At 73.2% G+C, this 23428-nt stretch carries 17 protein-coding genes; 10 read left to right on the forward strand and 7 right to left on the reverse strand.

The window, feature by feature from the left end; genetic code table 11:
• Positions 1 to 134 precede the first annotated feature (134 nt).
• The 6 genes from QSJ97_RS01520 to QSJ97_RS01545 all read left to right on the forward strand — a co-directional run bounded on the left by QSJ97_RS01520 (position 135) and on the right by QSJ97_RS01545 (position 6148).
• Positions 135 to 734: a hypothetical protein gene (locus tag QSJ97_RS01520; protein ID WP_285669723.1), complete on the forward strand. Its 600-nt coding sequence runs from the start codon at positions 135 to 137 to the stop codon at positions 732 to 734.
• A 192-nt stretch (positions 735 to 926) separates the two neighbouring features.
• Positions 927 to 2012, forward strand: coding sequence for a histidinol-phosphate transaminase (gene hisC, locus QSJ97_RS01525; protein ID WP_285669901.1), 1086 nt, complete (start codon positions 927 to 929; stop codon positions 2010 to 2012).
• Positions 2009 to 2974, forward strand: coding sequence for a prephenate/arogenate dehydrogenase family protein (locus tag QSJ97_RS01530; RefSeq protein ID WP_285669724.1), 966 nt, complete (start codon positions 2009 to 2011; stop codon positions 2972 to 2974). Before hisC ends, QSJ97_RS01530 begins: the two co-directional genes overlap by 4 nt.
• Before the next feature lie 134 nt (positions 2975 to 3108).
• Entirely contained in the window at positions 3109 to 4140 is a 1032-nt protein-coding gene (locus tag QSJ97_RS01535; protein WP_285669725.1) for an extensin-like domain-containing protein, read from the forward strand.
• 185 nt (positions 4141 to 4325) lie between these two features.
• Positions 4326 to 4772 carry a nucleoside deaminase gene (locus tag QSJ97_RS01540; protein ID WP_285669726.1) on the forward strand — a complete coding sequence of 149 codons (447 nt, stop codon included), beginning with the start codon at positions 4326 to 4328 and terminating at the stop codon, positions 4770 to 4772.
• Positions 4773 to 4945: 173 nt separating this feature from the next.
• Positions 4946 to 6148, forward strand: a complete 1203-nt coding sequence (locus QSJ97_RS01545) for an FAD-dependent monooxygenase (protein ID WP_285669727.1) — start codon at positions 4946 to 4948, stop codon at positions 6146 to 6148.
• Positions 6149 to 6615: 467 nt separating this feature from the next.
• Here QSJ97_RS01545 and QSJ97_RS01550 read toward each other — a convergent pair whose 3' ends face one another.
• Both QSJ97_RS01550 and secA read right to left on the reverse strand, forming a co-directional pair.
• Entirely contained in the window at positions 6616 to 10296 is a 3681-nt protein-coding gene (locus QSJ97_RS01550) for a vitamin B12-dependent ribonucleotide reductase (protein WP_285669728.1), read from the reverse strand.
• A gap of 937 nt (positions 10297 to 11233) precedes the next feature.
• Positions 11234 to 14014 carry a preprotein translocase subunit SecA gene (gene secA / locus QSJ97_RS01555; RefSeq protein WP_285669729.1) on the reverse strand — a complete coding sequence of 927 codons (2781 nt, stop codon included), beginning with the start codon at positions 14012 to 14014 and terminating at the stop codon, positions 11234 to 11236.
• A gap of 306 nt (positions 14015 to 14320) precedes the next feature.
• Here secA and QSJ97_RS01560 point away from each other — a divergent pair, with 306 nt between their 5' ends.
• Genes QSJ97_RS01560 through QSJ97_RS01570 form a run of 3 tightly spaced genes read left to right on the forward strand, consistent with a single transcriptional unit; the run spans position 14321 to position 17127 of the window.
• Positions 14321 to 15340: a peptidylprolyl isomerase gene (locus QSJ97_RS01560; RefSeq protein WP_285669730.1), complete on the forward strand. Its 1020-nt coding sequence runs from the start codon at positions 14321 to 14323 to the stop codon at positions 15338 to 15340.
• A 13-nt stretch (positions 15341 to 15353) separates the two neighbouring features.
• Positions 15354 to 16703 (forward strand): bifunctional glutamate N-acetyltransferase/amino-acid acetyltransferase ArgJ, encoded by a 1350-nt coding sequence (argJ, locus tag QSJ97_RS01565; RefSeq protein ID WP_285669731.1) that lies wholly within the window; start codon positions 15354 to 15356, stop codon positions 16701 to 16703.
• Positions 16684 to 17127, forward strand: coding sequence for a (deoxy)nucleoside triphosphate pyrophosphohydrolase (locus QSJ97_RS01570; protein ID WP_285669732.1), 444 nt, complete (start codon positions 16684 to 16686; stop codon positions 17125 to 17127). Before argJ ends, QSJ97_RS01570 begins: the two co-directional genes overlap by 20 nt.
• Positions 17128 to 17326: 199 nt before the next feature.
• Here the strand turns inward: QSJ97_RS01570 and QSJ97_RS01575 are convergent, their stop codons facing one another.
• The 5 genes from QSJ97_RS01575 to QSJ97_RS01595 are packed head-to-tail and all read right to left on the reverse strand — an operon-like array spanning position 17327 to position 22110.
• A complete protein-coding gene (locus tag QSJ97_RS01575) occupies positions 17327 to 18091 on the reverse strand; it encodes a gamma-glutamyl-gamma-aminobutyrate hydrolase family protein (protein WP_285669733.1) in 765 nt (254 codons plus the stop codon).
• A 28-nt stretch (positions 18092 to 18119) separates the two neighbouring features.
• Positions 18120 to 18917 (reverse strand): VCBS repeat-containing protein, encoded by a 798-nt coding sequence (locus QSJ97_RS01580; protein ID WP_285669735.1) that lies wholly within the window; start codon positions 18915 to 18917, stop codon positions 18120 to 18122.
• A gap of 2 nt (positions 18918 to 18919) precedes the next feature.
• Complete coding sequence (locus QSJ97_RS01585) at positions 18920 to 19243, reverse strand: 2Fe-2S iron-sulfur cluster-binding protein (protein ID WP_285669737.1); 324 nt, start codon at positions 19241 to 19243, stop codon at positions 18920 to 18922.
• Positions 19244 to 19298: 55 nt separating this feature from the next.
• Complete coding sequence (locus QSJ97_RS01590) at positions 19299 to 20846, reverse strand: MATE family efflux transporter (protein ID WP_285669739.1); 1548 nt, start codon at positions 20844 to 20846, stop codon at positions 19299 to 19301.
• A 10-nt stretch (positions 20847 to 20856) separates the two neighbouring features.
• Positions 20857 to 22110: an MFS transporter gene (locus QSJ97_RS01595; RefSeq protein ID WP_285669740.1), complete on the reverse strand. Its 1254-nt coding sequence runs from the start codon at positions 22108 to 22110 to the stop codon at positions 20857 to 20859.
• 181 nt (positions 22111 to 22291) lie between these two features.
• On the opposite strand from QSJ97_RS01595, the gene QSJ97_RS01600 reads away from it, so the two are divergent.
• Positions 22292 to 23371 carry a YeeE/YedE family protein gene (locus QSJ97_RS01600; RefSeq protein WP_285669741.1) on the forward strand — a complete coding sequence of 360 codons (1080 nt, stop codon included), beginning with the start codon at positions 22292 to 22294 and terminating at the stop codon, positions 23369 to 23371.
• The last annotated feature ends 57 nt before the right edge of the window (positions 23372 to 23428 follow it).

Raw genomic sequence — 23428 nt, forward strand, 5'->3', positions numbered from 1 at the left:
CGACAGCTTGCCGCAGGCATTCCTTCATGCGCGCCGCTTGACCCCGGGCGCGGGCAACGTAGACTGATCCCGCGTTGATTGAAGTGATTGAGAGTCGCGTGCGGAGCACTCACCAGGCGTCGCAGGAGACCTTCATGGCAAAGATCGAGCCGGAAACCCTTTTCGAGATCCCCTCCGGGACCATCCACCTCCACCAGCCGACGCTGAACGTGAACCTCGATGTGCAGGGCAACCGCCTGAACATCGCCGAGGGCACCGTCGAGCGCCTGCTGACCGAGTTCGCCCGGAGCGCGCAGGGCGCCCGGATCGCGGCGAACTTCCTCTCCGGCGGCGCCGAAGCCGCGACGGCGCCGCCCCCTGCGCCCGCCCCGGACCCTGCCCCGGCAGCAGCCCCGCCCCCGGCGGCCGCGGCGCCGGCGCCGCTGCCCGATCTCGCGACCGCGATCGGGAGCGGCCGGGGCTGGACCGCGCGCAAGCGCCGCGCCACGCTGGCCTGGCTCGCCATCTCCGGCGCCGTCGTGGCGCTCTCGATGGCCCAGACGCTGCTGCCGCCGGTGCTGCCGATCCTGGCGGTCTGGCTGCTCGCCGCGCTCTGGCTCGGCCGCATCCGCGCCGGCAACCGCGGCCGCGGCCGGGCCGGGCGCCGGCCCTACCGCTCGCGCAAGATCGGCCTGCTCTACGGGCTGCCGGTCTTCGGGCTGCCGGTGGTGGTGGGCAGCCTGCTGCTCGGCTGAGCGCCGCCGCGCGCGGGCGGGGGCGGGCCGTCCCGCAGGCGGTGGGGGAGCGTGACCCCGCAGCCGGGCACAGCGGTTGCCGGGGTGGGCGGGGCCTGCGGGGCGGCCCGTCCCCGCCCGCGCGCGGGCTCTGGCCTTGGCGCGCCGGACCGGCTATTCGGAATGCTCCCGAACCCAGTCCGCCGGAACGCCATGCACCCGACCATCCGCCCGAACCCCGGGATCGCCGAGATCGCGCCCTATGTGGGCGGCGCCTCGGCCCTGCCCGGGGCCAACCGCACCGTCAAGCTCTCCTCCAACGAGAACCCGCTCGGCCCCTCGCCAGCCGCGCGCGAGGCCTATCTCGCCGCCGCCGACGGGCTCGGGCTCTATCCCGATGGCGGCCATGCCCGGCTGCGCGCGGCGATCGCCCGGGCGCACGGCATCGACGCCGACCGCATCGCCTGCGGCAACGGCTCGGACGAGCTGATCGCGCTGCTCGCCCGCGCCTATGCCGCGCCGGGGACGGAGGTGCTCTACTCGGCCCACGGTTTCCTGATGTACCGGCTCTCGGCGCTCTCGGCCGGCGCCACCCCGGTCGCCGCGCCGGAGCGCGCGCTGACGACGGATATCGACGCGCTGATCGCCCGGCTGACCCCGGCGACGCGGCTGGTGTTCCTGGCCAACCCGAACAACCCCACCGGCACCATGGTGCCGGAGGCCGAGATCGCGCGGCTCGCCGAGGCGCTGCCGCCGGCGGCGCTGCTGGTGCTCGACGCGGCCTATGCCGAATATGTCCGCGCGCCGGGCTATGACGGCGGCATCGCCCTCGTCGAGTCGCGCGAGAACGTGGTGATGACGCGGACCTTCTCGAAGATCCACGGCCTCGCGGCGCTGCGCCTCGGCTGGCTCTATGGCCCGGCGCATGTGATCGACGTGCTGAGCCGGGTGCGCGGGCCGTTCAACGTCAACGCCCCGGCGCTGGCCGCCGGCGAGGCCGCCATCGCCGATCACGGCTATGTCGCCGACTGCCGCATCGCCAACGAGGTCTGGCGCGACTGGCTGGCCCGCGAGATCGCCGCCGCCGGCTTCCCGGTGACCCCCTCGCATGCCAATTTCCTGCTGGTCGAGACCGGCGCGCGCACCGGGGCGGTCGACGGCCATCTCCGCGCGCACGGGCTGATCGTGCGCCGCATGGACGAATACGGCCTGCCCGGGCATCTGCGCATCTCGGTCGGCGATGCCGCCGCCTGCCGTGCCGTGGCCGAGGCGATGGCCGGGATCGGGGCGGCCGCGTGAGCGCGCCTTCCGCAATCGCGCCGGCGGCGGCGCAGCGGCCGGTCTATGCCCGGATGGCGCTGCTCGGGCTCGGGCTGATCGGCTCCTCGATGGCCTGGGCGGCACGGCGCGGCGGGCTGGTGGGCGAGATCGCCGGCCATGCCCGCTCCGCCGCCACCCGCGAGCGCGCCCGCGAGCTCGGCTTCTGCGACCGTGTCTGCGACAGCCCGGCCGAGGCGGTGGCGGGCGCCGATCTCGTGGTGCTCTGCGTGCCGGTCGGCGCCATCGAGGCGGTGATGGCGGAGATCGCCCCGCATCTCGCGCCCGGCGCCACGCTCTCCGATGTCGGCTCGGTCAAGGCCGAGCTGATCGCCGCGGTGCGCCCGCATCTGCCCGAAGGCGTGCATTTCGTCCCCGGCCATCCGCTCGCCGGCACCGAGCATTCCGGCCCCGATGCCGGCTTTGCCGAGCTCTTCGAGAAGCGCTTCTGCATCCTCACCCCGGGCGACGAGGTGCCGGAGGACGCGATCGCCCGCCTCGCCGCGCTCTGGGAGGGGATGGGCTCCCATGTCGAGCGGATGACGCCGGAGCACCACGACCTGGTGCTCGCCGTCACCTCGCATGTGCCCCATGCCATCGCCTACACCATGGTGGGCGTGGCCGACGATCTGGCGCGGGTCAGCGATTCGGAGGTGATCCGCTATTCCGCCGCCGGGTTCCGCGATTTCACCCGCATCGCCGCCTCCGACCCGACGATGTGGCGCGACGTCTTCCTCAACAACCGCGAGGCGGTGCTCGACATCCTCGGGCGCTTCTCCGAGGAGCTGATGATGGTGCGCCGCGCCATCCGCACCGGCGACGGCGACTGGCTGCACGCCTATTTCACCCGCACCCGCGCGATCCGCCGCGGCATCCTCGAGGCGGGGCAGGACACCGACGCGCCGGATTTCGGGCGCCTCGGACGGCCGGGCCCGAAGCGGTGAGGCGCCGGGCCGGGGGCGCAGGACCGGCCGGAGGGGCGCGCGCCGCGTGCCTCCCGGCGGCCCTGCCGGCCCTGGCTCTACTGGTCCTGGCCCTGGCCCTGCTGCCCGGCGCGGCCGCGGCCGGCGCGCCGCTGGTGGCGCCGCCGCCGCCGCAGCGCACCTCGCTGCCCGTCCTTCCCGCCAGCGCCCCGGCGCGCGCCGCCGAGCCCGCGCCCGGCATCCCGCTGCCGCCGATGCGCCCGCGGAGCCTCGCCGCGGCTCCAGCTCTGGAGCTGCCCGCCGCAGCGCTGGCCGCGAAGGCCCTAGAAGCCGCCCCCAACGCACTCGCCGAGACGCTCGAAACCGCCCCCGGATCGCCCGCCGAGGCCCCCGAGACCGCCTCCGGCCCGGCCGCCAAACCGGCCGCCGAGCCGGCACCGAATGCCACCGCCGCCTGGGACCGTGCCGTCGAGGGCTGGGCGCGCGACGCGGTGCCCGTGCCCGCCGCCGCCGACCCTGCCCCGGCCGGGCCGCTGCCGGCGGAAACCCCTGGCGAAGCCACCGGCGCCCCGTCCGGCCCGGCCCCGCGGCTCGCCCTCGCGCCGCCGCCGCGGCCCGCCCTCATGCGCCCCGCCCCGGCCGGCCCGACCGGCAGCGGCAAGCCCGGCATGGTCTGCCGCGACCCACGGGTGATCGGCCGCAGGAAACCGCTGATCTCCCATGCCGCAATGCCCTGCGGCATCGCCGAGCCGGTTCTGGTCGAGACCATCGACGGCATCGCGCTGCGCCCCGCTGCGACGCTCGGCTGCGGCACGGCGCGGGCGCTGGCCGACTGGGTCTCCGGCGTGCTCCGGCCCGCCACCCGGCGGCACCTGCAGGACAGCCCGACCGCGCTCAGGATCTTCGGCGCCTATGCCTGCCGCACGCGCAACAACCGCAAGGGCGCGCGGATCTCCGAACATGCCCGCGGCCGGGCCATCGATATCGGCGCGGTGCTGCTGGCCGGCGGCGGCCGCGTCTCGGTAAAGGAGCACTGGGGCAAGGGCGCGAGGGGGGCGCTGCTGAAGGCCGCGCGCAAGGGCGCCTGCGGGCGCTTCACCACGGTGCTCGGCCCGGGCTCGGATCGCCACCACGCCGACCATTTCCACTTCGACACGGCGCAGCGCCGAACCACCTGGTGCAAGTGAGGGGCATCCGCGGCGCCCGGCCCCTGCCGGCGCGGTCCGCGGCCCCGCCCACCCCGGCAACCGCTGCGCCAGGCGGCGCCGTCACGCTCCCCCACCGGCCGCGGACCGCGCCGGCAGGGGCCGGAGGTGCAGGCTACCGGCACGCGCGCTTCCCGCCCGCCGCCGCAGCCGCTAGAAGGCAGCCCATGCGCTTCGCCTCCCACATGCCCCGCGCCCTCGCCGAGGCCCGCGCCGCCGCCGCCCGCGGCGAGACCCCCGTCGGCGCGGTGATCTCCCGCGGCACCGAGATCCTCGCCGCCGACGGCAACCGGGTGCGCGAGCTGTCCGATCCCACGGCCCATGCCGAGATCCTGGTGCTGCGCGCCGCCGCCCGGCGCCTCGGCACGGAACGGCTCGCCGGCTGCGACCTCACGGTGACGCTGGAGCCCTGCCCGATGTGCGCAGGGGCGATCTCGCTGGCCCGCGTCGCGCGTCTCTACTACGGCGCGGCAGACCCGAAATCCGGCGGCGTCGAGCACGGCCCCCGGGTCTTCGCCCGATCCACCTGCCACCATGCGCCCGAGATCTATGGCGGCATCGCCGAGGCCGCCGCCGCCGCCCTCCTGCGCGCCTTCTTCGCCGCCCGCCGCTGAGCCCGCCCGCCCTGGCGCCCTAGGTGCCACCGGCGCGAGCCGGGGCGCCAGCCCCGGCGAGGGCGCCGCTTCCCCCTCGATGGGGGGAGCGGCGCCCCCTCCCCGCCCCCTGCGACCATCCTGCCGTGCCGCGGCGCTTGAGGGCGCGGCAGCGCCGCCCTACCCTCTGCGCCATGGCCATCCGAGAGACCGACATCCTGATCGCCGGCGCCGGGCTCGCCGGGCTCGCCGCCGCCGCCCGCCTCGGCACCGCCGGGCAGCGCGTCACGCTCGTCGATCCGGCGCCCGAAACCGCCGGCACCCGGTCCGACGGCCGCGAGGACCTGCGCACCACCGCCTATCTCGCGCCGGGCATCGAGACGCTCCGCCGCGCCGGCGCCTGGGAGGCGATGGCCCGCGACGCCGCGCCGCTGCGGGTCATGCGCCTCGTCGATGCCGGCGGCGCCCTGCGCCAGCCCCGCCGCACGGCCGATTTCGCGGCCAGCGAGCTGCAGGACGCGGCGTTCGGCCAGAACATCGCCAACACCACCGCCCGCGCCGCGCTCCGCGCAAGGATCGCGGCGCTCGGCACCGTCACCATGCTGCCCGGCACCGCGGTCACCGGCTGGCTGCCGCGCAGCGATGCCGCGATCCTGCGCCTGTCCGACGGCAGCCGCATCGCCGCGCGCCTCGCCATCGCCGCCGACGGGCGCGACAGCCGCCTGCGCCGGCTCGCCGGGCTCCGCGCCCGGCGCTGGAGCTACGGCCAGCGCGCGCTGGTCTTCGCCGTCACCCATGATCCGGGCCACGCCGGCATCTCCACCGAGATCCACCGCCATGGCGGGCCGCTCACGCTGGTGCCGATGCCGATGCGGGCGGGCCGCCCCAGCTCGGCGGTGGTCTGGATGATGCCGGGGGCCCGCGCCGAACGGCTGATGGCGCTCGGCGACACCGCGCTTGCCGCGGAGCTCACCGCCGAGACCATGGGGCTCTTCGGCACGCTGGAGATCGCCGGGCCGCGCGCCGCCTGGCCGATCATCGCCCAGATCGCGCCGCAGATCACCGAGCGCCGCCTCGCGCTGATCGGCGAGGCCGCCCATGTCGTGCCGCCGATCGGCGCCCAGGGGCTCAACATGTCGCTGGCAGATATCGAATGCCTCGCCGGGATCGCCGCCGGCGCCGCGGATGTCGGGGCCGCGGATATCCTCGGCCGCTATGCCCGGCGGCGGCTGCCGGAGATCGCGGCGCGCGTGCTCGGGGTCGATCTGCTCAACCGCTTCGCCCAGGCCGAGCCGCAGCCGCTGCGCGATCTCCGGATGGCCGGCCTCGGGGCAATCGCCGGGATCGGGCCGCTGCGCCGGCTCGCGATGCGGGCGGGCCTCGGCGCCACCGGCTGAGCGGCCGTCCCGCCGCCTCCCCCACCCCTGAGATGTCGCGGCGGCTTCGCGCGCATCGCGGCCCACCCACGGGAGGCGGCGGCGCGCTGCGCCAGCTGGCCGATGTGGTGCCCGGAATCGGAATGCCCGGCACCGAGGGAGGGGCGATGCCGGGCATTGCGAGGAGCGGCCCCGCACCATCTGCGATATCGCCCCGAGGGAGGTTTTCGCGCCGGCGCCCGGCATCCGGGGCGCGGCGCGGCGTCCGGGCAGGGGCGGGGTGGGCGGGCGGGCGCCCCTGACCGGGCGCTGTGCCGCGCCCCGGGGACGCGCCGCCGCCTGCCGGACAAAGAAAAACGGGAGCCTGGGCCCCCGCGAGTTGGTTTTCAGGTCCGCTTCTTATCCACTGCTCGATGGGCTCTTTCTCCTGCGGCCTGTCCGGAGGGGGCCGGCGCGAACGCCGGCCCGGCATGTCGCGGCGGTCGGGCTCAGCTGCAGCCGGTGGTGCAGCCGCAGCTGTCGCATTTCAGGCAGGTGCCGTTGCGCACCAGCGTGAAGTTGCCGCATTCGTTGCAGGAATCGCCCTCGTAACCCTTTGCCCGGGCCTCGGCGATGCGCCCCATGGTGACCGCGCCGGCCGCGCCGATCGCTGCCGTGGAGGGGATCGTGAGCGAGGCCGCTGCCCCGGCCCGCACCGCCGCGGCGAGGCCGCCGCCGCCGGCCCCGGTGACCCCGGCGGCCATCGCCTCGAAGGCCTTCGGCAGGCGCTTTCTCAGATAGCCCGTCGAGGCGGTCGAGCTGACCAGCCGGATCGCCTCGATCGCCGCGCCCGCGACCTCCGGATCGGCATCCGTCAGGTTCGGCGTCTCCGCCTCGCCCTGGCCGACCGTGTCGAAGCGCTGGCCCTCGGGCTCGACATGGGCGAGGTCGTCGCGGTCGAGATAGCTCACCGCCAGCTCGCGGAAGATGTAGTCGAGGATCGAGGTGGCGTTCTTGATCGAGTCGTTGCCCTGCACGATGCCGGCCGGCTCGAAGCGGGTGAAGGTGAAGGCCTCGACGAACTCCTCGAGCGGCACGCCGTATTGCAGCCCCACCGAGACCGCTATGGCAAAGTTGTTCATCATCGCGCGGAAGGCGGCGCCCTCCTTGTGCATGTCGATGAAGATCTCGCCGAGGCGGCCGTCGGAGAACTCGCCAGTGCGCAGATAGACCTTGTGGCCGCCGACGATGGCCTTCTGGGTGTAGCCGCGGCGCCGGTCGGGCAGCCGGTCGCGCGAGCCGCGGGTGTCGCGCTCGCGCACGACGATCTTCTCGACCATCCGGGCCGCCACCTGCTCGGCCTTGCCGGCCGGGGTCGCCTCCTCCAGCTCCTCGGCGTCGAGATCGAGCTCCTCGAGCACCTGGGCGGCCAGCGGCTGCGACAGCTTGGAGCCGTCGCGGTAGAGCGCGTTGGCCTTCAGCCCGAGCCGCCAGGAGCGCAGATAGGCCGCCGTGCAGTCCTCCACCGAGGCGTCGTTGGGCATGTTCACGGTCTTGGAGATCGCGCCGGAGATGAATGGCTGCGCCGCCGCCATCATCTCGATATGCGCCGCCACCGAGAGGCTGCGGGTGCCCTTGCGCCCGCATGGGCTGGCGCAGTCGAACACCGGCAGGTGCTCCGGCTTCAGCCCCGGCGCGCCCTCGAGGGTCATGGTGCCGCAGACATGGGTGTTGGCGGCCTCGATCTCGTCCGGCGTGAAGCCGAGATAGCCGAGCAGGTCGAAGCCGGCATCGGCGAGCTTCTCCTCGGAGATGCCGAGCGTGTCGCGGCAGAACTCGGCGCCGAGGGTATACTGGTTGAACACGTAGCGGATGTCGAAGGCGCCGGGCAGCGCCGCCTCGAGCTTCTCGATCTCGCGGGCGCCGAAGCCGAGCCGCACCAGGTGGTCATGGTCGATCCCCGGCGCCGCGGCGAGGCTGCCATGGCCCACCGCATAGGCGATGATCTCGTCGCGGGTGTCGGCATCGTAGCCGAGCGCGTCGAGCGCCGCCGGCACCGCGCGGTTGATGATCTTGAAATAGCCGCCGCCGGCCAGCTTCTTGAACTTCACCAGCGCGAAGTCGGGCTCGATGCCGGTGGTGTCGCAGTCCATCACCAGGCCGATGGTGCCGGTCGGCGCGATCACGCTGGCCTGGGCGTTGCGGTAGCCCCGGGCCTCGCCGAGCTCCAGCGCCGCGTCCCAGGAGGCCCGGGCCCGCGAGACGAGCTCGGGGTCCGGGCAGTTGGCCGCGTCGAGCGCGACAGGGAGCGTGCGGAGTGCCTCGTAGCCGGTATGGCCATGCGCGGCGCGGCGGTGGTTGCGGATCACCCGCAGCATCGCCTCGCGGTTCTTCTCATAGGCCGGGAAGGCGCCGAGCTCGCCGGCCATCTCGGCGGAGGTGGCATAGGCGCGGCCGGTCAGGATCGCCGAGAGCGCGGCGCAGAGCGCGCGGCCCTCCTTGCTGTCATAGCCGAGGCCGAGGGTCATCAGCAGCCCGCCGATATTGGCGAAGCCGAGACCGAGGGTGCGGTAGCGGTAGGAGCGCTCGGCGATCTCCGGCGAGGGGAACTGCGCCATCAGCACCGAGATCTCGAGCGTCACGGTCCAGAACCGCACCGCGTGCTCGTAGGCGGCGGCGTCGAACACCCCGTCCCTCATGAAGGCGAGCAGGTTCAGCGAGGCCAGGTTGCAGGCCGTGTCGTCGAGGAACATGTACTCCGAGCACGGGTTGGAGGCGCGGATCTCGCCATCCTCCGGGCAGGTGTGCCAGTCGTTGATGGTGTCGTGGAACTGGATGCCCGGATCGGCGCAGGCCCAGGCGGCATGGCCGATCTTGTCCCAGAGATCCGCCGCCTTGACGCTGCGCGCCACCTTGCCGTCGGTGCGCCGGATCAGGTCCCAGTCGTCATTCGCCAGCACCGCCTCGAGGAAGGCGTCGGTCACCCGCACCGAGTTGTTCGAGTTCTGCCCGGAGACGGTGAGATAGGCCTCCGAATCCCAGTCGGTGTCGAAGACCGGAAAGTCGATCTCGGTGGCGCCCTGGGCGGCAAACTGCGTCACCCGGCGGATATAGGCCTCCGGGATGGCGTTCCTGCGGGCGGCGCGGATGGCGCGGCCGAGGGCCTTGTTGACCTTCGGATCGGCGGCATCCTCGGCCGCGCCGTCCCAGGCGCGGATCGCCGCCAGCATCTCGCCGAGGCGGGCCTTGTGCATCTTCGAGCCGGCGACCAGGGCCGCGACCTTCTGCTCCTCGCGCACCTTCCAGGTGATGAACTGCTCGATATCCGGGTGATCCATGTCGCAGATCACCATCTTGGCCGCGCGCCGCGTGGTGCCGCCGGACTTGATCGCCCCCGCCGCCCGGTCGCCGATCTTCAGGAACGACATCAGGCCCGAGGACTTGCCGCCGCCGCGCAGCGGCTCGCTCTCCGCCCGCACCGCCGAGAAGTTGGTGCCGGTGCCGGAGCCATACTTGAAGAGCCGCGCCTCGCGGGTCCAGAGATCCATGATGCCGCCATCGTTCACCAGATCGTCCGAGACGCCCTGGATGAAGCAGGCATGGGGCTGCGGGTGCTCGTAGGCCGAGGTGGCGCGGGTCAGCTCGCCGGTCTCGTGATCGACATAGTGGTGCCCCTGGGATGGCCCGTCGATGCCATAGGCCCAGTGCAGCCCGGTGTTGAACCATTGCGGCGAGTTCGGCGCCGCCATCTGCAGCGCGAGCATCGCGCGCATCTCGTCGAAATAGGCGCGGGCATGCTTCTCCGAGGAGAAATAGCCGCCCTTCCAGCCCCAGTAGGTCCAGGCCCCGGCGAGCCGGTCAAAGACCTGCCGGGCGCTGGTCTCGCCGCCGAAACGCGCCGCCTCCGGAAGCTCGGCCAGCGCCGCCTCGTCCGGCACCGAGCGCCAGAGGAATTCCGGCACGCCCTTCTCCGGCACCCGCTTCAGCCGCGCCGCGACGCCGGCCTTGCGGAAATACTTCTGCGCCAGCACGTCGGCGGCGACCTGCGACCAGGCGGCCGGCACCTCCATCTCCGGGAGATGGAACACCACCGTGCCGTCGGGATTGCGGATCTCGGAGCTCGCGATGCGGAACCCGATGGCGTCGTAGACGTCCTGCCCGGCCTTGGTGAACTGGCGGTCGAACTTCATGGCAAATCTTCTCCCCGCGCCGCTTGCATCGCGGCGGCTCGTGGCGCGCGGGGTTTACCCCGGCGGCGCATCCCTCTAGATTCTGGTGCTGGCGCTAGATCTTGTGTCAGGCCGCCAATGCCCAACCAGAATTATGCAGACCCCGGTTCGGGTCAATGGAAAAGATCGCACCCCACACCATATTTTGGTGTTGACGTTTCCAGACACACCATCCGTAGGGAAACGAATTAGGAACAGGCTGGCCGTTTCCTGCAGGTGCCTCCGGACCGGGGGATTCGGCACCGACAGTGTTGGAAGCCATGCGGCCCACCCCATGGCCGGCCGCGCCCGCCGGCGCCCCCCACCCCTGATGGACCTGCGCCAGCATCCGGCGGCGGCGCAGCCCACCCGGTCGCCGGCGGGCACGGCCGGCCGGAGCGCATCATCGGCACCGGGCGGGACACCCCGCCGCCGACCATGGGTGGGCTCTTGGTCCGGATGGTCCGGGGGCGGAGCCTCGACAGGGTGGGGGAGGCGGCGGGCGCGCGCAGCGCGCCGAAACCGCCCGGCAGAGGCATATCGGCCGGCGATGCGCCCGCGCCGCCGAAGCTGTCACCGAAACCGGGCGCTCACGGCGGAACTGCTGGCCGGAAGATGCGCCTTGGAAACCGATGCTGCCGGAGGATGCAGGGGCGATGCCCGCTGCCGTCTCCTCGATAGCGGCGGTGACCGCCGCCTGCGCGGCCTGGGCAGGCGGGATCGTGCCGGCGGCGATCCGGGCGGCGGTCAGGGGCGGGCGCGCATGGCGTGTCCCGGCCGCAGAGGCGCTGGAATCACATCAGCACGCATCGGCCCGGCGTGGGGTCAGCGCCTTGGCCGGCCGCGAGGCGACCGGATCGCTGCCCTGTACCCGGCCTGCGCGAGACCGGGGACAGGGCGGACGGGCCGGGGCGCCGCCTCAGGCCACCCGGCCGTGGCAGTGCTTGTATTTCTTGCCGGAGCCGCAGGGGCAGGCCTCGTTGCGGCCGACCTTGCCCCAGGTTTCGGGCCGGGCCGGGTCGCGCTCCTCCGCCGCCACCAGCGGCACCTCGGCCTCGAGCAGCGCACCGTCGCCGCTGGCCTGGTTCACCGCCTGGGCCTCGCTGGCGAGCCCGGCGGCGGCGCGCGCCGCCGCCGCCTCGGCCTGGGCCTGCATCGCCGCCTGGTATTCCTCGATCATGCGCTGGCGCTCGGCCTGCTCCTCCGGCGTCAGCGGGCGGATCCGGCCGAGCTCGCGCGTCACGTCGCGGCGCAGGCCGGTCAGCAGCGCCTGGAACAGCTCGAAGGCCTCGCGCTTGTACTCGTTGAGCGGGTCCTTCTGGGCATAGCCGCGGAAGCCGATCACCGCGCGCAGGTGGTCCAGCATCACCAGATGCTCGCGCCAGCGCCGGTCGAGCAGCTGCAGCAGCATGCCCTTCTCGATCTGGCGCATGGTGCCCTCGCCGGCCTGGGCGTCGACCGCGGCCTCCTTCTCCTCGGCCGCGCTGTCGGCCGCCTCGAGGATGCGCTCGAGGATCGTCTCGTCGTCGACGCCCTCCTCCGCCGCCCAGTCGCGCACCGGCAGCTCCAGCCCGGTGACGGCGGTGATCTCGGCCTCCAGCGTCTCGGTCTCCCACTGGTCGGCATAGGCGCGCTTGGGGATATGCGTCGCCACCAGCGCCTCGATCACGTCGTGGCGCATGTCGCGCACGGTCTCGGCGAGATCGTCGGCATCCATGATCTCGCGGCGCTGGCCGAAGATCGCCTTGCGCTGGTCGTTCATCACGTCGTCGAACTTCAGGAGGTTCTTGCGGATGTCGAAGTTGCGCGCCTCGACCTTGCCCTGCGCCTTCTCGATCGCCTTGTTGACCCAGGGGTGGACGATGGCCTCGCCCTCCTCCAGCCCGAGGCGCTGCAGCATGCCGTCGATCCGCTCGGAGCCGAAGATCCGCATCAGGTCGTCCTGCAGGCTGAGATAGAAGGTCGAGCGCCCGGGATCGCCCTGCCGGCCGGAGCGGCCGCGGAGCTGGTTGTCGATGCGCCGGCTCTCGTGGCGCTCGGTGCCGATCACCCAGAGCCCGCCGGCGGCCAGCGCCTTCTCCTTGGCCTCGCGGTGGCTATCCTCGATCGCCTTGCGCAGCGCCACCGGGTCGGCCTCGGGCTCGGCGGCGAGGCGCTTCTGCACCTCCATCTCGACATTGCCGCCGAGCTGGATGTCGGTGCCGCGGCCGGCCATGTTGGTGGCGATGGTCACCGCGCCCGGCCGCCCGGCCTCGGCGATGATCTCGGCCTCCTGCTCGTGATAGCGCGCGTTCAGCACGTTGTGCGGGATGCCGTGCTTGCGCAGCTCGGCGGCCAGCAGCTCGGACTTCTCGATCGAGGTGGTGCCGACGAGAATCGGCTGGCCGCGCGACTGGCCGTCCTCGATCGCCTCGACGATCGCCTTGAACTTCTCGGCCCCGGTGCGGAACACCAGGTCGTCGTCGTCGACGCGGGCGACCGGCTGGTTGGTCGGCACCTCGATCACGTCGAGCCCGTAGATCGAGGCGAATTCCTCGTGCTCGGTCAGCGCGGTGCCGGTCATGCCGGCGAGCTTCTCGTAGAGGCGGAAATAGTTCTGGAAGGTGATCGAGGCCAGCGTCACGTTCTCGGGCATGATCTTCACGCCCTCCTTGGCCTCGATGGCCTGGTGCAGGCCCTCGGAGAGGCGCCGGCCCTCCATCATGCGGCCGGTGAACTCGTCGATCAGGATGATCTTGCCGGCCTTGACGATATAGTCCTTGTCGCGCTGGAACAGCTTGTGCGCGCGCAGCGCCTGGTTGACGTGGTGCACCTGCGAGACGCTGGCCGGGTCGTAGAGGCTCTGGCCCTCGGGCAGGATGCCGTCCTCGAGCAGGAGCTGCTCGACCGCCTCGTTGCCCTCCTCGGTGAGGGTGGTGGAGCGCTGCTTCTCGTCGACCTCGTAGTGGCTCTCGTCGAGCCGCGGGATGATCTTGTCGATCGCGAGATAGAGCTCGGTCTGGTCCTCGGCCGGCCCGGAGATGATCAGCGGCGTGCGCGCCTCGTCGATCAGGATGCTGTCCACCTCGTCGACGATGGCGAAGTGGTGGCCGCGCTGGACCATGTCCTCGAGCTGGTACTTGTTGTTGTCGCGCAGGTAGTCGAAGCCGTATTCGTTGTTGGTGCCGTAGGTGATGTCGCAGGCATAGGCGGCGCGGCGGGCGTCGTCGTCGATGCCGGGCACGATCACGCCGACGGTGAGGCCGAGGAAGGTGTAGATCTTGCCCATCCAGTCGGCATCGCGGCGGGCGAGATAGTCGTTGACCGTGACCACGTGCACGCCCTTGCCGGTCAGCGCGTTGAGATAGACCGGCATGGTGGCGACCAGCGTCTTGCCCTCGCCGGTCTTCATCTCCGAGATGTTGCCGCCGTGGAGCACGGCACCGCCGATGATCTGCACGTCGAAGGGCCGCATCCCGAGGGTGCGCCTGGCCGCCTCGCGCACCGTGGCGAAGGCCTCCGGCAGCACCGCGTCGAGGCTCTCGCCGGCCTCGATGCGGGCGCGGAGCTTGTCGGTCTGGCCGCGCAGCGCGTCGTCCGAGAGCGCGGAGATCTGCCCCTCCAGCGCGTTCACCGCCTCGACGGTCTTCTGGTAGCCCTTGACCTTGCGGTCATTGACGGTACCGAAGAGCTTCTTTCCGAGGGTTTTCAGTCCCAACATGCGGCGCGGTCTCCCGGGGTCGCTGGGCGTTTCGCCCGCGGCGGATTGCGCATCTCGGCGCTGGTGCCGGAGCGCGAAATATCTGCCCGGTCTCGGTTGGCAATCCGAAGACATGGGCGTACATGAGGTGAGCCAAAGCCAGCCGGCCCGGCACTGAGTTATGGTCGCCCATACCTGCCTGTCAACGCCCCGGCGTGGCTTGCGGGGGCTTCGGTGCGGGCCGGCGACAATTGGCGCAAACGGCCCGCGCGGCCGGAATTCGAGGCCAGAGCGGCCCACCGGCCGCAGATGCGAAGGAGATCGCCCGTGACGATCAGCTCTCCCCTCCTGCCCCGCCTGACCGCTGCCGCCGCACTCGGCCTGGTCCTGGCCGCACCGCTGCCGGCCCTCGCGCAGGAGAGCGGCGCCGCCGCCGAGCCCGCTGCCGAGCCCGCCGCGGGCGCCGACGAGCTGCCCCCCGAGCCGGAAGCCGCGGCGGCCGCCGCCGCCGAGCCGGCGCCCGCGGTCAACCCGCTGGAGGGGCTGACGGCGGAGACGGTGATCGCCACCGTCGGCGACTACGAGCTGACCCTCGGCGAGCTGATCGCGGTGCGCCAGAAGCTGCCGGCGCAGTATCAGGCGCTGCCGGCCGAGCTGCTGATGACCGGGCTGCTCGAGCAGCTCATCAACCAGACCGCGCTGGCCCAGCGCGCCCGCGAGACCGGGCTCGACAGCCGCACCGATGTCGACATGGCGCTGCGCAACATCACCAACTCGACGCTGGCCGACACCTACATGCGCGAGGCGATGGCCGAGAAGATCACCGAGGAGACCATCGCCGCCGCCTACGAGGCGCGCTATGCCGATGCCGAGCCGGTGGCCGAGATCAATGCCGCGCATATCCTGCTCGAGACCGAGGAGGCCGCCGCGGCGCTCCGCGCCGAGCTCGAGGCCGCCGGCGAGGCCGCGGATTTCGGCGAGGCCGCCCGGGAGCACAGCATCGGCCCCTCGAAGGAGCGCGGCGGCGATCTCGGCTGGTTCGTCGCCACCGACATGGTGCCGGAATTCGCCGAGCCCGCCTTCGCCCTCGAGGTCGGCGACATCAGCGAGCCGGTGCAGACCACCTTCGGCTGGCACCTGATCCTGGTGAAGGACCGCCGCACCCGCGCCGCGCCGCCGATCGAGGAGGTCCGCGAGGAGATCGTCCGCGGTCTCGCCGAGGCGGCGCAGCAGGAGGTGATCACCGATACCCGCGAGGCGGTGGCGATCGCCATGCCGGAGACGCAGATCCCCGCCGAGGCGCTGCTGGCCGACCAGCTGATCGCCCCCGAAGCCGCGTCCGAGTGACGGGGCCTCGCGCATGAGCAGCCCGGAGGAGAACGCGGCGCTGGCCGCCGAGCTCGCCGAGAAGGAGGCCGCGGCCAGGGCGCTCGCGGCCGAGATCGCGGCGCTGAGGAAACGCCTCGGCGGGCCGGTCTCGCCGCTGGCCCCGGCGCGCTTCCCGGCGCTCGCCCCGGTCGCCGGGGTGACGCTGGCCGCCGATGCCGCGGGCGTGCGCTACAAGGGGCGCGACGACGTGATGCTGGTGCGCCTCGAGGCCGGCTCGGTGCTGGCCGGCACCTTCACCCGCTCGAGCACCCGCGCGGCGCCCGTGCTCTGGTGCGAGGCACGCCTCGCCGCGCTGGCGACGGCGGCCCCGGCGCCGCGGGCCATCGTGGTGAATTCCGGCAATGCCAATGCCTTCACCGGCGCTGCCGGCACCGAGGCGGTGGAGCGCGTGGCGAGGGCCACCGCCGATGCCCTCGGCCTCGCGCCGGGCGACGTGATGATGGCCTCCACCGGCGTGATCGGCGAGCCGCTGCCCGCCGAGCGCATCGAGGCCAGCCTCTCGCGCCTCGCCGCCGGGCTCTCCACCGAGACCTGGGAGCGCGCCGCCCGGGCGATCATGACCACCGACACCTTCCCCAAGGGCGCCACCGCCACGGTGGAGATCGGCGGCACGCCGGTCACCGTCTCGGGCTTCGCCAAGGGCTCGGGCATGATCGCGCCGGACATGGCGACGATGCTGGTCTTCATCTTTACCGATGCCGCGGTGCGCCCGCCGGTGCTGCAGGCGCTGGTCTCCGCGCTGACCGAGCAGACCTTCAACGCGATCACCGTCGACAGCGACACCTCGACCTCCGACACGCTGATCGTCGGCGCCACGGGCCAGGCGCCGATGGCCCCGATCGAGCGCGCCGAGAGCCCGGAGGCCGACCTGCTGCGCGGCGCCCTCGGCACGGTGATGCGCGATCTGGCGATCCAGGTGGTGAAGGACGGCGAGGGCGCCACCAAGCTCGCCGAGATCACCGTCACCGGGGCCGAGAGCGACCGCGCCGCGCGCAAGGTCGGCCTCGCCATCGCCAACTCGCCGCTGGTCAAGACCGCGCTGGCCGGCGAGGACCCGAACTGGGGCCGCATCGTCATGGCGGTCGGCAAGTCCGGCGAGAAGGCGGATCGCGACCGGCTGTCGATCCGCTTCGGCGACATCCCGGTGGCCGAGGCCGGCTGGGTCGCGCCGGCCTATTCCGAGGCGGCCGGGGCGGCCTACATGCGCCGCCAGGAACTCGAGATCGGCGTCGATCTCGGGGTCGGGCCGGGACGGGCCACCGTCTGGACCTGCGATCTGACCAAGCGCTATGTCGAGATCAATGCCGATTACCGGAGCTGAGGGCGCCGCCGCCGAAGCGGCGGCGCAGCGCATGGTGCTGGTCTCCGCCGCGGCGCTGATCGACCCCGACGGCCGCGTGCTGCTGGCCCAGCGCCCGGCGCACAAGGCGATGGGCGGGCTCTGGGAGTTTCCCGGCGGCAAGGTCGAGCCCGGCGAGACCCCGGAGGCGGCGCTGATCCGCGAGCTCGCCGAGGAGCTCGGCATCGGCACCTGGGCGAGCTGCCTCGCGCCGCTCACCTTCGCCAGCCACGCCTATGACGACTTCCACCTGCTGATGCCGCTCTTCGCCTGCCGGAAATGGGAGGGCACGCCGAGCCCGCGCGAGGGCCAGCGCCTGGCCTGGGTGCGCCCGGCGCGGTTGCGCGACTACCCGATGCCGCCGGCCGACCTGCCGCTGATCCCGGTGCTGCGCGACTGGCTCTGAGCCCGGGCTCCCCGCGGCAGGGCTTGCACCTCCGGCATCTGCACCGCACCGGAGCCCCCGGCGGGAGACGCCCCGGCTGCCCGCCCCCACCACCGCTCCGGCCGGCCCGCCATCGCGCCCGCGCCGGAGCGGGGCGCGGGCGGGCGGGCGGGGCGCCCCGTTCCGGCGCGGGCGCGATGGCGGGCCGCCCCCGGGTCCCTCAGCCGTTCCGCGCCGCCTGCGCCGCGCGCGCCGCCGCGCCGAAGGCGGTGAACAGCGCCCGGCTCACCGGATCTTCGCCGGCGGCGTATTCCGCATGCCACTGCACCCCGAGGGCAAAGCTCGACGCGCCGGCGATGGAGATCGCCTCGATGGTGTCGTCCTCCGCCCGGCCCTCTGCCACCACCCGCTCCCCGAGCCGCCAGATCGCCTGGCCGTGCAGCGAGTTGGTCACGGTCTCCTGCGTTCCCAGCAGCCGCGCGAACGCACCGCCCTCGCGGAAGCGCACGAGATGGCGCCGGCGGAAGATCACCTCCGGGTCCTTCTCGCCCGGCGGCATGCGGTGGTTCATCCGCCCCGGCTCGTCGCGGATCTCCGGATGCAGGCTGCCGCCGAAGGCGACGTTCATCTCCTGGATGCCGAGGCAGATGCCGAAGACCGGCCGCCCCGCCGCCACCATCGCCCGGATCAGCGGCAGGGTGATCGCGGTGCGCCCCTCGTCGAACTTGCCGTAGCGCCCGTCATCCGCCTCGCCATAGTGGCGCGGATGCACGTTGGGCCGCCCGCCGGTCAGCACCAGCCCGTCGAGCAACTCCATCAGGTGCCCGGTCGGCAGCGCCTCCGGCCGCCCCGGCAGCACGATCGGCGCGCAGCCGGCCACCCCGGCCACCGCCTCGGGCGTGCGCACGCCGCAGATATCGGCATCGAAGGTGTCGTCGACCCTGTGCAGGAAGGCGGTGACGCCGATCAGCGGACGATGTGCCATTCTCGCTCCCGTGTTGTGGTTCCCAGGCTCAGCGGCAGGCGAGGGCGCGGCCGAGGCCGGCATCGCTCGCCGGCAGGCCGAGCCGCCGCTGCCGCAGCGCGCCGCCCTCGAGGCGCACCGCGACGAGCTCCGTCCAGCCGCGATCCGGCAGCACCACCTCCGGGCCATCGGCGCAGCGGCGCACCACCGAGCGGATCGCGCTCTCGCCGATCCGGTGGTTGGAGAAGCCCGCCGCCGCGGCGATCTCGGTCAGCCGGCCGTCGCGGAACGACCAGATGCGCAGGATGCCGGCCAGATGCGGCCGGTCCACCTCGGCGATCTCCAGCCCCGGCGCGCCGTCGAGCTCGGCGATGCCGGCGATCGCCCGCCAGCGGTGGCGCCGGCCGATCGCCGGCGTCGCGGCGATCTCGCGCAGCCTGCCCCCGGCCGCGGAATAGACGAGGATCGCCGCCCCGCTGGCCTGCCCCGAGCGCACCGTCACGATCTCCGGGAAACCGTCGCCGTCGAGATCCGCGAGCCGGGGATGCAGGTCCTCGAACACATGCCCCGCGCCGAGCCGATGGGTCAGCGCCGGGCCGGCGCGCGGGCCGAGGGAGAGCCGCTCCCACTCGCCGCCCTCGCCGAGCACGCCGTGGCCATAGCGCGCGGTGGCATCCTCGAGGCAGGCGCCGAGGCCGGTCGCCGTGTCCCGCACGCAGGACCCGGGCGTGTCGGCCGCGCCGGGGCGCGGGCCGGCGAGCAGCGCGGCGATCGCCGCCGGCGCCAGTGCCAGGGCGATCCGGCGGCGCCGTGCGGGCGCGCCGCCCGGTCCGGCCGCGCGCCCCACGCTCAGATCTGCTTCTCGGGCATCTGCACCACGAGCCCGTCGAGTTCGGGGGTCACCTTGAGCTGGCAGGTCAGCCGCGAGCGCTCGGTGTCGGGCTCGAAGGCGAAATCGAGCATGTCGACCTCCATGTCCTCCTTCTCGGGCAGCTTGGCCACCCAGTCGGGATGCACGTAGACATGGCAGGTCGAGCAGGCGCAGGCGCCGCCGCAATCGGCATCGATGCCGGGGATGTTGTTGGAGACGGCGCCCTCCATCACGGTCAGCCCCTCGGCGACCTCGACGACGTGTTCCTTCCCGCTGTGCTCAATATACGTGATCTTTGCCATGGCCCTGCTGGTCCCCTGCTAGCCTGTCGACTGGAATCCGCCTCTTTGCGCCCTCTTAGCCTGTCTTTTCCGGCGGTGCCAGAGGGGGGCGGCCGGCCATCTCCGCCGGCTCCGGCGCCTCGGCGAGCCCCTCGCCGGTCTCGGGCAGATCGGTGCGCGCGCTGGTGAAGGGCACCGCCAGCGCATGCGGCGGCGCCGGTTCGGCCGGCGCGGGCACGGTGCGCGCCGCCACCCGCGCCACATGCGCCCGTGCCGCGAAGCCGGCGGCGATGCCCACCGCGATCGCCGCCGTCGCCTGCACCAGCACCGCCCCCTCCGGCGCCGCCGCGGCGCCGAGCAGCAGCGCCAGCCCGGGGATCGCCAGCGCATCGCGGCTCCAGTTGAACAGCGTCGAGAGATGCGGCCGGCCGAGATTGTTGAAGGCGGCGTTGGCGACGAACAGCAGCGCGGTGAACAGATAGGCCCCGGCGCCGTAATGCACGAAGGTCTCGAACACCCGCACCCCGGCGCCGGTGAGCCCGAAGGCGGCGGTCACGCTGCCCGACAGCAGCACCAGCACCAGCCAGACACAGGCGACATAGGCCGCGGCAAAGAGGAAGGCGTCGCGCAGCACCATGCGCAGCCGGTCGCCGCGCCCGGCGCCGAGGTTCTGCCCGAAGATCGGCCCCACCGCCCCGGAGAGCGCGAAGATGCCGCCGAATGAGAGCGCCGTCAGCCGCCCGACCACCGCCCAGCCGGCCACCGCCTCGTCGCCATGCGCGGCGACCACCGTGGTGAGATAGGCCATGCCGAAGGGGGTGGAGAGCTGCGTGGCCATCGCCGGCCCGGAGATCGCGCCGAGCCGCGGCGCATCGGCCAGGATGTCGGCGAGCCGCGGCCGGGCGATCAGGTCGTGCCGGCGGATCGCGAAGCCGAGCCCGAGCCCCGCCACCACGATGCGCGCGATCACCGAGACGATGGCGGCGCCGTCGATCCCGAGGCCGAAGCCGAAGATGAAGAGCGGGTCGAGCGCCGCCGCCAGCAGCCCGCCGCCGAGCGTGATCCACATCGCCCGCCGCGCGTCGCCGACCGCGCGCAGCAGCCCGCCGGAGACCATGCCGAGCCCGAGCAGCGGCAGCGCCGGCAGCACCATGGCCAGGAAGCGGCTGGCGATGGCATGGGTCTCGCCGCCGGCCCCGAGCAGGGTCAGGATCTCGTCGCGGAACGCCCAGGCCGCCGCCGTCACCGCCGCCAGCACCGCGAAGTTGAGCACCGCCGCCGAGGCCGCGAGCCGGCGCGCCTCGGCCCGCCGCCCGGCGCCGATGGCGCGGCTGACCAGCGCCGCCGCCCCGATCGAGAGCCCGATGGAGACCGAGATCATGAAGAACTGCACGGTGCCGGCAAAGCCGATGGCCGCGGCCAGCACCTCCGGCCCGAGCAGCGAGACATAGAAGAGGTTCGCCACATCTACCAGGAACAGCGCCATCAGCCCGACGGCGCCGGTCAGCGTCATCACCGCGACATGGCGCATGGTCGAGCCGGTGGTGAAGCGCGGCTGGCCGGCCGGCCTCTCCGGCGCGGGCCGGCCGCCTCCGGGCGCGGCGATCTGGGGTTTCCCGCTCAAGGCCCGCCGCTCACTCCGCCGGCTGGGTGAGCGGCGGGTCGGCCGCCTCCGGCCGCGCGCGGGTCAGCACCGTCTCGGCCCCCGCCATCGGATGCCGCGGCACCAGGAAGGCCAGGGTGAGCGAGACCAGCGCCAGCGCCGCCGCGAGCGCATAGACCCCGCCCGGCGCGGTGAGCCAGAGCAGCCCCAGCGGCGCCGGCAGGGTCACCGCGGCGATGTGGTTGATGGTGAAGGCCACCGCCGCCGTCGGCGCCTGGTCGGCCGGATCGGCGATCTTCTGGAAATAGGTCTTCTGCGCGATCGCCAGCGCGAACAGCAGATGGTCGAGCACGTAGAGCATGATCGCCAGCGCCACGCCCCAGTGGAAGAAGTAGATCCCGGCATAGGCGATGAACACCGTGAACAGCCCGATATACTCCACGATCAGCGCGTTGCGCTCGCCATAGCGGTGGATCATCCGCCCGGCCAGCGGCGCGAAGAAGATCGTCGCGACATAGTTCGCCAGCATCAGCCCGGTGACCTCGTGCACCGCGAGGCCGAAGCGCTCCACCATCATGAAGGGCGCGAAGACGATGAAGATCTGCCGCCGCGCGCCGCCGATGAAGACCAGCGCGTAATACAGCCAGTAGCGCGGGCGCAGGATCATCTTGCGGTGCTGCGTCACCGGCGCCCGGAAGATCGGGAACCAGGCCCAGGCCACCAGCGCCAGCAGCGCGCAGGCACCGCCGCCGAGCCAGTACAGCGTCTCGTAGCCCCAGCCGAAGAACTCGGCGCCGAGGATGATGGTGCCGAAGGCCACCAGCGAGCCGGCCGAGCCGGCCGAGACGATCCAGCCGATGATCTTCGGCGCGCGGTCCTTCGGCAGCCATTGCAGCTGCAGCGACTGGTTCACCGTCTCGAAATAGTGGAACCCCACCGAGGAGATGATCGTGGTCGCCATCAGCCCCCAGTAGCTCGGGAACTCCGCCACCACCGCGGTGCCGCCGCCGAGCACCAGCAGCGCCAGGATCGCCAGGCGCTGCTCGTGGATCACGAACAGCAGGTAGATCACCAGGAAGGCGAGGAAGCCCGGGATCTCGCGCGCCACGTGCAGCGTGCCGATGTCGAGCCCGTCGAAGGCCGCGGCCTCGACGACGAAGTTGTTGAGCAGCGCCGACCAGGTCGCGAAGGCGAGCGGGGTGGCGATGGCCATCAGCACGAGAAGGGCGGCGGGACGACGCCAGACCGGCAGGCTGGCGGCCTCGGAAATCGGCAGGGGCGGCATGGGCGAAATTCCTTTCCGCCCCGTCTTAGCCGCTGGGCGGCGCCGCCGCCAGCGCCTCCTGCGGCAATCTGTCTTGCGTCAGCGGCATGGATGCGCCCGGCGGCATGACCCGGATCAAGGCGCCCCGGCGCGCGCCGCGCCAGCCTCGGGGGAAACCGGGAGGGAAAGCCGGGAGGGCGCGATGGAGGTCGCGGAGATCCTCGAGGGGCTGCTCGAGACGCTCGGCGAGGCCGAGACGGTGGCGCTGGCGGGCCTTGCCGTGGGGCTGGTCTTCGGCGTGGCGGCACAGCGCAGCCGCTTCTGCCTGCGCGCCAGCGTGGTGGAGTTCGCCCGCGGCCGGCTCGGGCCGCGCATGGCGGTCTGGCTGCTCTGCTTCGCCACGGCGCTCCTGTGGACCCAGGCGCTGATCTTCGCTGGCGAGATCGACCTGGCCGAGAGCCGCTGGCTCGGCCAGCCCGGCTCGGTCTCCGGCGCGGTGCTGGGCGGGCTGGTCTTCGGCGCCGGGATGGTGCTGGCGCGCGGCTGCCCGGGGCGGCTGCTGGTGCTGGCGGCCACCGGCAACCTCCGGGCGATCCTCTCGGGGCTGGTCTTCGCGGTGGCGGCGCAGATGTCGCTGCACGGGCTGCTGGCGGGCCCGCGCGGGCGGCTCGCGGCGGAGATCGTCACGCCCGGCCCCAACCCCGATCTCGCCGCGGCGGCGGGGCTGCCGGGCTGGGCCGGGATCGCGCTCGGCGCGGGGTTCACGCTGGCCGCGCTCTGGCTCGCCTGGCGCAACCGGGTCTCGGCGCGGCTGCTGGTCTTCGGCTCGGGGGTCGGCTTCGCGGCGGCGGCGGGCTGGTGGATCACCCATGCGCTCGCCGGGCTCACCTTCGCGCCGACGCCGGTGGAGAGCCTGACCTTCTCCGGCCCCTCGGCCGACATGCTGATCTATGTGCTGACGCCGGCGCCGGCGCTGGATTTCGACATCGGCCTCGTGCCGGGGGTATTCCTCGGCGCCTTCCTCGCGGCGCTCGCGGCGGGGGAGCTCGAATGGCAGGGCTGGGCGGGGGTGCGGTCGATGCAGCGCTCCCTGACCGGCGCGGCGCTGATGGGCTTCGGCGCGATGCTGGCGGGGGGATGCTCGATCGGCGCCGGGGTCTCGGGCGGCTCGGCGCTGGCGCTGACCGCCTGGCTTGCGCTCGCGGCGATGTGGGCGGGCGGCGCGCTGACCGATGCGCTGCTCGACCGGCGGGAGGAGGCGGCGGCCGCCCGGGGCACCTGATCGCGGCGCATCCGCAACACCGGGCGCCACACTGTGGTTAACGGGCCACGAAATCGC

The sequence above is a fragment of the Paralimibaculum aggregatum genome (genome assembly GCF_030270585.1).
GTDB classification, from domain to species: domain Bacteria; phylum Pseudomonadota; class Alphaproteobacteria; order Rhodobacterales; family Rhodobacteraceae; genus Thermohalobaculum; species Thermohalobaculum aggregatum.

Coding starts and splice junctions, on each gene's coding strand:
- QSJ97_RS01575 (WP_285669733.1), bottom strand. CDS start 18,091: ATGGCACATCGTCCGCTGATCGGCGTCACCGCCTTCCTGCACAGGGTC.
- argJ (WP_285669731.1), top strand. CDS start 15,354: ATGAGCAGCCCGGAGGAGAACGCGGCGCTGGCCGCCGAGCTCGCCGAG.
- QSJ97_RS01600 (WP_285669741.1), top strand. CDS start 22,292: ATGGAGGTCGCGGAGATCCTCGAGGGGCTGCTCGAGACGCTCGGCGAG.
- secA (WP_285669729.1), bottom strand. CDS start 14,014: ATGTTGGGACTGAAAACCCTCGGAAAGAAGCTCTTCGGTACCGTCAAT.
- QSJ97_RS01545 (WP_285669727.1), top strand. CDS start 4,946: ATGGCCATCCGAGAGACCGACATCCTGATCGCCGGCGCCGGGCTCGCC.
- QSJ97_RS01520 (WP_285669723.1), top strand. CDS start 135: ATGGCAAAGATCGAGCCGGAAACCCTTTTCGAGATCCCCTCCGGGACC.
- QSJ97_RS01570 (WP_285669732.1), top strand. CDS start 16,684: ATGCCGATTACCGGAGCTGAGGGCGCCGCCGCCGAAGCGGCGGCGCAG.
- QSJ97_RS01540 (WP_285669726.1), top strand. CDS start 4,326: ATGCGCTTCGCCTCCCACATGCCCCGCGCCCTCGCCGAGGCCCGCGCC.
- QSJ97_RS01550 (WP_285669728.1), bottom strand. CDS start 10,296: ATGAAGTTCGACCGCCAGTTCACCAAGGCCGGGCAGGACGTCTACGAC.
- hisC (WP_285669901.1), top strand. CDS start 927: ATGCACCCGACCATCCGCCCGAACCCCGGGATCGCCGAGATCGCGCCC.
- QSJ97_RS01595 (WP_285669740.1), bottom strand. CDS start 22,110: ATGCCGCCCCTGCCGATTTCCGAGGCCGCCAGCCTGCCGGTCTGGCGT.
- QSJ97_RS01585 (WP_285669737.1), bottom strand. CDS start 19,243: ATGGCAAAGATCACGTATATTGAGCACAGCGGGAAGGAACACGTCGTC.